Consider the following 3,848-nt stretch of genomic DNA (forward strand, 5'->3'; position numbering starts at 1 on the left):
GCAGTCGCAGGTTTTCGCGGCGGTGATCGTTACCTACACCATTCACATGATCGAGATGTAGAGTGATGCTCTTCCCTCGCCACTCACGCAGCCCACATTCTGAGCACTTGTCATTGAGGATGCCTTCACCGATCAGCCGCAAGCGGAGGCGGTTGGTATTCGTGTAGGAACTTCGTTCGATAAGAATCTTGGCCAACGGCTGTCCGATTCCGCTTCCGCGCCCATGGCCTTGGCCGTCGAAATGAGAGATGTCGAGGCCGAGCCTTTCTACACGCTTTCGGAACTCTTTGTAGTTCCCCCCAGCCTCCGCGAGGCCAAGTACCCGGAGTGCGGCTCGGATCGATTTGGCCGCCTGAACGGCCTGCGTAAACTCCTCGTCGGAACGTCTCGGATTCTTCACTGTTCAGAACCGTCATCGCATGGGTCTATAGTACCTATCCGCGAAGGCAACACAATGGACATAGCGGACAAGTGCCGTCACTTGGCGGACTGCCGGGCTACCCCTTACGGGTTCGAGTCCCGTCCCAGGCACTCACGAATACGCGCCAAACCCCGGAGCCCACGCTTCGGGGTTTGCGCGTTTTATCGAGAAGATGCGAGTGCCCCCGAGCACCTCGTTCGGGGAAGCGTAATCCACGTGTAACGGTCGATGTATCGTACCGTAACGCGGATAGAGATCCATACATCGATCTTTAACGCGCTACCGGGACGGCGGTCGCTTGAGCCGCTGAAGTGGCTGGCGTCATGTCCGCGCATCCGGCCCTCACTCGAAGTCGCCGTCCAGAACGAACAGGAAGTTCGCTGCGATCCGCCCCGTGGTGCGAAAGATGCCCCCGATGTCGCCGTGAAGATGGCCGCGGGCGGCCCATCAGCGTGGGATCTGTAGTTCCCGCGGCAGACGGTCCCTTGCGGCGGGGGACGGGCGGGGGCAGGATTCCAGCGGAGACCCGGCATCGCGCGGGACGAATACTGAGCGGGAACACTCGACGGACGGCGGATGAGCGAGAACGGGTTCGGAGCGGCGGGGCACGATACGGCCGAGGCGCTGGTGGCCGAGGCCGAGGCGCTGGGCGAGCAGGATCGCTGGCACGAGGCGCACCAGCTTCTGGCCGATGAGCTGGAGTCGCACGCCGACGATCCGCGGGTGCTGTGCTGGCTGGGGATCGCGGCGCAGCGCCTGGGCGAGGAGGGCGAGGCGTACGACATGTTCCGCCGCGCGCTGGAACTGCAGCCGGAAGACCCGTTCGTCCTGGCCGTCGCGGGGACCGCCGTCGCCGCGCTGGACGACCCCGCGGGCGAGGGCGCGCTGCGCATGGCCGCGCTCACCGCCCCCGACTTTCCCTTCGCGCGGCAGGCGTACGGCGCCTACCTGGCCCGCGAGGGGCTGTTCGACGAAGCACTGGTGGAGCTGGAAGCCGCCCGCAGGCTCGCGCCGGACGACGCGGCCATCCACATGGAGCTCGGAATCGCGCTGCTCCTGGCCCGAAAGACCAGCGAGGGTCTGGACGCGCTGGAAGAAGCCCTGTCGTTCGCGCCCGACGACAGCTGGCTGCGCGCGCTGTTCGGTCTGGCGCTGGCAGACGCGGGACGCGGCGAGGAGAGCGCCGAGCAGCTTCACCAGGCGGCCGGGGAGCGCCACGAAGACGTCGAGGTGCAGCTGCTTGCCGCGCTCGCGATGGGCGCGCAGGGGTGGGAAGACCCGGCGTGGGAAGCCTTCGCCCGTGCCGAGGGCGCCGCCGACAGCGCCGACCGCGAGCTGCTGGCCGAGGTGGAAGACCGGCTGACCGCCGGCGCCGACGAAGCGGAGCAGTTCCTGCGGGCCGACCTGGGACCCACGCTCCTTCGCGAGCGCCTTCTGCAGCGGACCTGACCTCGTGACCCACTCCGATCCCCACGCCCCTCCGCCCGTCGCGCCGGGGGACCGCGCGCCGGTCCCCCCGCGCCGGCGCGACCCATGGCCCGTGCGCATCGTCCGCGGGCTGGTGAAGCTGGCCATCTTCATGGTCGCCTGCTGGGCGCTCACCGTGGCCGCCATCCACCTGTACGGGCGCCGCAACGAGGCACAGAAGGCCGATGCCATCGTGGTGCTGGGCGCGGCCCAGTACGACGGCCGTCCGTCGCCCGTGCTGCAGGCGCGGCTGGACCACGCCATCTCGCTGTACGAAAAGGGAATCGCGCCGCGGATGATCATGACGGGCGGCCAGGCCCCGGGCGACACCGTCAGCGAGGGCGAGGTGGGCCGGCGCTACGCCATCCGGCGCGGGGTTCCCGGCGACGCCATCCTGGTGGAGAAGTCGGGGATGACGACACTGGAATCCATGCAGTCCGTTTCCGAGCTGATGGGCAACCGCAAGATGCACACGGCCGTGCTGGTGAGCGATCCCTTCCACATGCTGCGGCTGAAGCTGCTGGCGCGGCTGGTCGGCTTCCAGGGATACACGTCGCCCACGCTCACCAGCCCCATTTCCGAGAGCCGCAGCGTGGAGCGCAAGCACCTGATCCGCGAAAGCTTCAGCCTGCCGTTCGCGCTGCTGCAGGCGCTGTGAACTTCGGCAACCACGACAGCCGCGGTCCGGACGGTCACCACGGGAGACGCCGCGAGGCGGTCCTGGTGCTCCCGCCCCGGTCCCCGTGGCTGCCGTTTTTGCCGTCCTTACCGTCTTCCCCGTAGTTACCCGATGCAGATTTCCATCGAACGATACACGCTGGGCAACGGCCTGCGGGTGGTGCTTTCCGCGGACCATTCGCTCCCCGTTGTCACCGTGAACTTCTGGTACAACGTCGGCAGCCGGAACGAGCGGCCGGGGCGCACCGGGCTGGCCCACCTGTTCGAGCACATGATGTTCCAGGGCTCGCAGAACGTTCCCGACACGCAGCACATGCAGACGGTGGAGCGCGTGGGCGGGTCCATCAACGCCACCACCTGGCTGGACCGCACCAACTACTACACCACCGTTCCCGCCAGCCACCTGGAATTGGCGCTGTGGCTGGACAGCGACCGGATGGGCTTCTTCCTCCCCGCGCTCACCCAGGAAAAGTTCGACAACCAGCGCGAGGTGGTGAAGAACGAGCGCCGCCAGCGCGTGGACAACGCGCCGTACGGCGACTGGGACGAGCGGATCCAGCGGCTGCTGTTTCCGCCGGACCACCCGTACCACCACTCGGTCATGGGCAGCATGGAAGACCTGGACGCGGCGAGCCTGGACGACGTCGCCGACTTCTTCCGCACCTTCTACGCGCCGGACAACGCCGTGCTCACCCTTTGCGGCGACTTCGACCGCGACACGGCGCGGTCGCTGATCGAGCGCTACTTCGGCCCCATCCCCCGCGGCCCCGGGCTCCCGCCGCTCCCCGGCACGCCCGGCGTCAGCCCCCTGCAGCTGGGCCGCGAGATCCGCGAAACGGTGGAGCAGCCCGTGGCCGCGGCGCGCGTGTACCTGGCGTACCGCATTCCCCCGTACGGCACCCCCGGCTACTACGCCGCCGACGTGCTTTCCGAGCTGCTGGCGGGCGGCAAGTCGGCCCGGCTGTACCGCTCGCTGGTGCGCGAGCGTCGGCTGGCGAGCGCCATCACCGCCATGGTGTTTCCCGTGGTCACCGGTGCGGCGCTGTTCGTCATGCGCGGGAGCGTGCTGCCGGGCCAGCCGCCCGAGCCGGTGGAGCAGGCGATGCTGGAGGCGCTGGGCACGCTCGGACGGGAGGGGCCGACGGAGCGCGAGATGGAACGGGCCGTCACAGGGCTCGAGGCGCGGCACCTGCTCGGCCTGCAGAAGACCAGCGAGCGGGCGGACACCCTGTCCATGCTGGAAACCTACTTCGGCGACCCGGGGCTGATCCAAACCGAGCTG

Annotated in this window: 3 protein-coding genes and 1 pseudogene; 3 read left to right on the forward strand and 1 reads right to left on the reverse strand. The window is 68.3% G+C overall.

Going from position 1 to position 3,848, the window contains the following annotated elements:
• Positions 1 to 400: pseudogene (locus VIB55_RS17140) on the reverse strand (HNH endonuclease); the annotation flags it as partial.
• Positions 401 to 997: 597 nt separating this feature from the next.
• On the opposite strand from VIB55_RS17140, the gene VIB55_RS17145 reads away from it, so the two are divergent.
• From VIB55_RS17145 to VIB55_RS17155, 3 genes are all read left to right on the forward strand, one after another.
• Positions 998 to 1,870, forward strand: a complete 873-nt coding sequence (locus tag VIB55_RS17145; protein WP_331877890.1) for a tetratricopeptide repeat protein — start codon at positions 998 to 1,000, stop codon at positions 1,868 to 1,870.
• Between the two features lie 4 nt (positions 1,871 to 1,874).
• Positions 1,875 to 2,546 (forward strand): YdcF family protein, encoded by a 672-nt coding sequence (locus VIB55_RS17150; protein WP_331877891.1) that lies wholly within the window; start codon positions 1,875 to 1,877, stop codon positions 2,544 to 2,546.
• A 132-nt stretch (positions 2,547 to 2,678) separates the two neighbouring features.
• A partial coding sequence (locus VIB55_RS17155) for a pitrilysin family protein (protein WP_331877892.1) occupies positions 2,679 to 3,848 on the forward strand: 1,170 nt, incomplete at its 3' end.

It is taken from the genome of Longimicrobium sp. (genome assembly GCF_036554565.1).
Taxonomy (GTDB): Bacteria; Gemmatimonadota; Gemmatimonadetes; order Longimicrobiales; family Longimicrobiaceae; genus Longimicrobium.

Coding starts and splice junctions, on each gene's coding strand:
- VIB55_RS17145 (WP_331877890.1), top strand. CDS start 998: ATGAGCGAGAACGGGTTCGGAGCGGCGGGGCACGATACGGCCGAGGCG.